Origin of the sequence: Pseudacidovorax intermedius (assembly GCF_001476815.1) — a bacterium.
In the GTDB taxonomy this organism is placed as follows: Bacteria; Pseudomonadota; Gammaproteobacteria; order Burkholderiales; family Burkholderiaceae_C; genus Xenophilus; species Xenophilus intermedius_A.
In genome coordinates, this window is record NZ_LDSL01000222.1 from 1 (window position 1) to 5,258 (window position 5,258).

Annotated in this window: 4 protein-coding genes; all 4 read right to left on the reverse strand. The window is 73.2% G+C overall.

The window, feature by feature from the left end; translation table 11 throughout:
- Positions 1–170: 170 nt before the first annotated feature.
- A complete protein-coding gene (locus tag NS331_RS24565; protein ID WP_058644537.1) occupies positions 171–1,172 on the reverse strand; it encodes a FecR family protein in 1,002 nt (333 codons plus the stop codon).
- The gene (locus NS331_RS24570; RefSeq protein ID WP_058644538.1) at positions 1,159–1,662 is read right to left on the reverse strand and encodes a sigma-70 family RNA polymerase sigma factor; all 504 of its coding nucleotides are present in this window, start codon (positions 1,660–1,662) and stop codon (positions 1,159–1,161) included. Before NS331_RS24570 ends, NS331_RS24565 begins: the two co-directional genes overlap by 14 nt.
- 178 nt (positions 1,663–1,840) lie before the next feature.
- A complete protein-coding gene (locus NS331_RS24575; RefSeq protein WP_082702756.1) occupies positions 1,841–4,510 on the reverse strand; it encodes a response regulator in 2,670 nt (889 codons plus the stop codon).
- A gap of 252 nt (positions 4,511–4,762) precedes the next feature.
- A partial coding sequence (locus NS331_RS24580; protein ID WP_153013040.1) for an HDOD domain-containing protein occupies positions 4,763–5,258 on the reverse strand: 496 nt, incomplete at its 5' end.

Here is a 5,258-nt window from a genome sequence, read left to right on the forward strand (position 1 = left end):
GACGGGGCCGGTGGGCGGGGAATGCGGCGGGACGCCTGGAACGCATGGGAGATCCTCCGAAGGCAGGGGAATGGCCGAAGCCGGGGTGTTCACCAGCCATGAACCGCGAGCGGAGAAAAACGACAGGGGGGTGGGAAAAAAAGTGTCGCGGGCGCCGTGGCGCGGCAGCCTCAGCGCAGATCGATGGCGATCCACCAGGGCGTGCGCCGGTGCACCGTGATCGGCAGGGCCTGGGCCAGCGCCGCGAGGCTGCGGTCGCTGTCGTCCAGCGGGAAGCTGCCGGTCACGCGCAGGGCGCCGGCTGCGTCGGAGATGCGCAGCGCGCCGGGCCGGTAGGGCTGCAGGGCCGCCACCACCTCGCGCAGCGGCCGGTCGTGGACCTCGACGAAGCCGTCCTCCCAGGCACTGGCGGCCTGGGGCGCCAGGGTGTCCGGCTGCACACCGCCGGCCGTCAGGCGGGCGCTCTGGCCGGCATGCAGCGTGAGCGGCGCGCCGGCACCGGCCGACACCCGCACGGCGGAGTGCAGCACGGCGACCAGGCTGTCCGTGGCCTCGCGGCGCACCAGGAAGCGAGTGCCCAGCGCCCGGGCCTCGCCCTCCGGCGTCTGGACGACGAAGGCGCGGCCCGCGCCGTCGGGGGACACCTCGACGATCAGTTCGCCGGTGCGCAGGCGCAGTCGGCGGATGCCGGCGTCGAAGTGCTGGTCGACCGCGCTGCGCGCGTTGAGCCACAGCCGGCTGCCATCGGCCAGCGCGACGACGCGGCGCTCGCCGGTGGTGGTGGAGAAGTCCGCCACCAGGCCGCCGAGCGGCCGTTGCGCCTGGAGCCACAGCAGCCCGCCCGTGCCGCCCACGGCCGCCAGGGCGAGCGTGTGGCGCAGCACCGCGCGCCGGCCCGGCGGTGCGGCCAGCAGGCTGCGGTGCAGCGCCTGGCGTGTCCCGGCGCCTCCGGGCAGGGCGTCCAGCCGGCCGAGCGCGCGTGCCATGTGCGCGGCGGCGGCGGCGTGGCGGGGGTCGGCGCGCTGCCAGGCGGCGAAGGCGTCCCGGTCGGCCGCGGTGGCCGTGCCGGACTGCAGCTGCACGGCCCAGGCGATGGCCTGCTCGGCCACCGGATCGCCGGGGTCCGGCGCCGCCGGCAGGCCCCGGTGCGCGGCGGCCTCAGAGCGCGGCATAGCAGCGGGCGAGGGCCTGGGCCATGTACTGGCGCACCCGGCTCACCGACACGCCGAGCTCCTGTGCGATGTCGGCATAGCCCAGCCCGTCGAGCTGGCTGAGCAGGAAGGCCTGCCGCGCCCGGGTCGACAGGCCCTGCAGCAGCGCGTCGATGGCGAGCAGGGTCTCGAGCACGATGGCCCGCTCCTCGACGGAGGGCACGGTGGCCGGCGGCAACTGCGCCAGCTCGGCCAGCCAGGCCTGCTCCAGCTTCTGACGCCGCTGGTGGTTGAACAGCACATGCCGCGCCACGGTGGTGAGGTAGGCCCGGGGCTCCTCCAGCTCGCGCGGCAGCCGGGCGCCGAGCAGGCGCACGAAGGTGTCGTGCGTCAGGTCCTGCGCGCGGTGGTGGCAGCCGAGCTTCTTGCGCAGCCAGGCCTGCAGCCAGCCCTGGTGGTCGCTGTAGAGGACGTGGATGCGCTGCTGGAGGAGAGCGGTGTCGGACGGCACGGGAAACCCGATTGGCGGCATTGAATGCGAATGGATCGCATTCTATCGGTGCCCGGGTTCGTGGCCTCAAACGCCAGATGCGCTGGCTTGCGGGGCCGCCCCTGTGCTGGAGCGGCGGGCTCGGGCTGAGCCGATCCACAGGCCCGGCGCCGACCGGTCGACCGAAAGGCGCCGCCGCTCAGCCTCGCTTTTCCTGCCGCGGCTGCAGGGCCGACTGCACGGCCGCCACGAGGTCGGCGGAGGTGTAGGGCTTGCCCAGGATCAGGCTGCCGCTCAGCTCGCCACGAGGCAAGGGGGAGGCTTCGCCGCTGGCAAAGATGACGACCAGCGACGGGTCCTCGCCGCGCAGCTGGGCCGCCAGCTCGGTGCCCGATGCGCCGGGCAGGTTGATGTCGGTCACCACCACCTGCGGCCGGTGCCGTCGGGCGAGGCATGTCGCCTCCTCGGCGTTGCCGGCTTCGATGACGGTGTAGCCGGCGTCCAGCAGCATGGCAGCGGAGGTGACGCGGATCAGCGGGTCGTCCTCCACGAAGAGCACGACCCCCGCACCAGTGTGCGCCGCGGGCGAAGCCGCCGGGGAGGGCGCGGCCGATGCCGCTGCCGGGGCAACCGTCGCCGCAGCGGGCGCTGCACCCGCCTGCGCCGCCTGCCGCTGGGCCCGGTTGCCCAGCAGGTGGCGCACCTTGCGGGCCAGGGCCTCGCGCGAATAGGGCTTGGACAGCAGTTCCACGCCGGCATCCAGCCGGCCGCCGTGCACGATGGAGTTCTCGGTGTAGCCCGAGGTGAACAGCACCGCCAGGTGCGGGATGCGCAGCCGCGCCTGGCGCGCCATCTCGGGGCTCTTGAGGCTGCCCGGCATCACCACGTCGGTGAACAGCAGGTCGACCGGAATGCCGCTTTCGATCACCGCCAGGCCCTTGGCCGCGTCGGAGGCCTGCAGCACGCGGTAGCCCAGGTCGGACAGCATGGCGACCACCACTTCGCGCACCTCGGCGTCGTCCTCCACCACCAGGATCACCTCGTCGCCGCCGGTCACGGTGCCGGCGTCCTGGCGCACGGGCATGTCCTCGGCCTGCATGGCGCGCGGCAGGAACAGCTTGACGGTGGTGCCGTGGCCGACTTCCGAATAGATCTTGATGTGCCCGTTGGACTGCTTGACGAAGCCGTAGACCATCGACAGCCCCAGGCCCGAGCCCTTGCCCTCGGGCTTGGTCGAGAAGAAGGGGTCGAAGGCCCGGGCGATCACCTCGGCGGGCATGCCGCAGCCGGTGTCCGACACGGCCAGCATCACGTACTGGCCGGGCGAGACCTCGTCGTGTCGGCGGGCGTAGTCCTCATCCAGGTGCACGTTGGCCAGCTCGATGGTGAGCCGGCCGGAGCCGTTCATCGCGTCGCGCGCGTTGATGGCCAGGTTGAGCACCGCGTTCTCGATCTGGTTCGGGTCGACGAAGGTGTTCCACAGGCCGCCGCCGATCACCGTCTCGATCTCCACCGCGCCGCCGATGGCGCGGCGCAGCATGTCGTCCATGCCCTGCACCATGCGCGTGGCGTTGACCACGCGGGGCTCCAGCGGCTGGCGCCGGCCGAAGGCCAGCAGCTGCGAGGCCAGCTTGGCCCCGCGCGACACGCCCGCCAGCGCATTGCCCACCAGGCGCTCGGCGCGGTCGTTGCCGGCGATGTCCTTGGACAGCAGGTGCAGGCTGCCCGAGATGACCTGCAGCAGGTTGTTGAAGTCGTGCGCGATGCCGCCGGTCAGCTTGCCGATGGATTCAAGCTTCTGCGCCTGGGCCAGCTTGGCCTCGGCGCGGTGCCGCTCCTCGATCTCGGCGATGACGCGCGCCTCCAGGTTCTCGTTGAGGGTGCGCAGCTGCTCTTCGGCCCGCTCGCGCTGGCGCACCTCGGCCGCCAGCGCGGTGGCCTGGGCCAGCAGGCTGCGCTCGGCAGCGCGCTGCTCGGTGATGTCGGTGTGCACGCCCACCCATTCCTCGATGCTGCCGTCCGCCCGCAGCATGGGTAGGCCGCGCACCGCGAAGTTGCGCCACGCGCCGTCGCGGCGGCGCACCCGGTGCTCGTGAATGAACATGCTGCGGCTGGCCACCGCCGCATTCCAGGCGGCGATGGCGCCCTGGGCGTCGTCCGGATGCAGGGCCTGCGCCCAGCCGTAGCCTTCGTACTCGGCGGGCGTCTGCCCGGTCAGGGCGGCCCAGCCGGGCTGGTCGCCGGTCATGCGGCCGTCGGCGCTGTTGGTCCAGAGCACGCCGTGCACCGCGTCCATGGCGGTGCGGAAGCGCCGGTTGCTCACCCGCAGGGCGTCGGCCTGGCTGGCGCGCTGGGTGACGTCGACGACGGTGCACATCACGCCCTCCACCGCGTCGGCCGCGGCGAAGACGGGCGTGTAGAACAGGTCCAGCACGCTGGGGCTGGGCGAGGCCTCGCCGTCCCGCAGCAGGGTCATGGGGCGCTCGCGGAAGCAGACGATCTCGCCCTGGCGGCAGCGCGACAGCGCGTCGCCGTGCCAGTCCCAGCTGTCGGACCACACCGACTGCGCGGGGCTGCCGAGTGCCTGCGGATGCCGGTCGCCGAGCAGGGCGCGGTAGGCGTCGTTGTAGAGCGTGATCTGCGCCGGGCCCCAGACGAGCACCTTGGGCACCGGCGAGTTGACGATGTTGGACACCGTCGTGCGCAGGGTCACGGGCCAGTCCTCCAGCCCGCCGAGCGGCGTGTCCTGCCAAGCGCGGCTGCGGATCAGCCCGCCGCATTCGCCGCCGGCCGGCGGCCAGGCGCCAGCCGTGGAAGCGGGGGCCACGGCGTCGGGGGGCGGAACGGGCGCGTTGGCGAAGCTCGACATGGTGTGGATCGCGGGGGGAGGGAGGAGGAGGCCGGCGGAAGAGGCGCCGCAGGCGCGCAGCGCAGGGCCGCACGCACGTGGATGGCGTTGCGAATTCTTACGAGTTCGTGACCGCTTCTGTGCCAGACAAGGCCGCGTCTGCGCGCTGGCGGGCACGGCCGGGCCGTGGCGCGATGGCGTGCCGGTGTCCGGTGCGCGCCGGAGCCGGCCGTCGCACGGTGCCGGTGGCTGTGGCTGTGGCTGTGGCCTTGCTCAGGCCTGCACCGGCGTGTCGATGAAGCTGCTGACCTCGGGCATGTGGTCGATCAGCCATTGCGGATCGAGCTGCAGGGCGCCGACCAGATCCGGCGGGAGCGCGCCGATGGCGTCCTGGCTGGACTTGTGCTCGTCCAGCGCCAGCTCGGCCAGCAGCGTGGCGAGGTGCAGCAGCCCGCCCAGGCGGCAGAAGGGCTCGGCGTCGAGCGGGGCGGAGGCCGTTTCCAGGGCCCGGGCGATCGGCTGCGGGAAGTCCCAGCGCCGCGCCAGTTCGGCGGTCACGCTGGCCTCGGTGAAGCCGAGCATCGACTGCTCGCGCTCCCAGCGCCCGCCCGCCAGGTGGGGCAGGCGCTCGATCTCGTCGATGCGCTCGGGCAGCTTCTGCGCGATCACCAGCTCGCCCAGGCGCAGCATGAAGCCGGCCAGCCAGGCCTGTTGCGGGTCCTGGCCGGCTTCATGCTGCGCCTGGGCGAGCTGGTGATCGCGCAGAAGC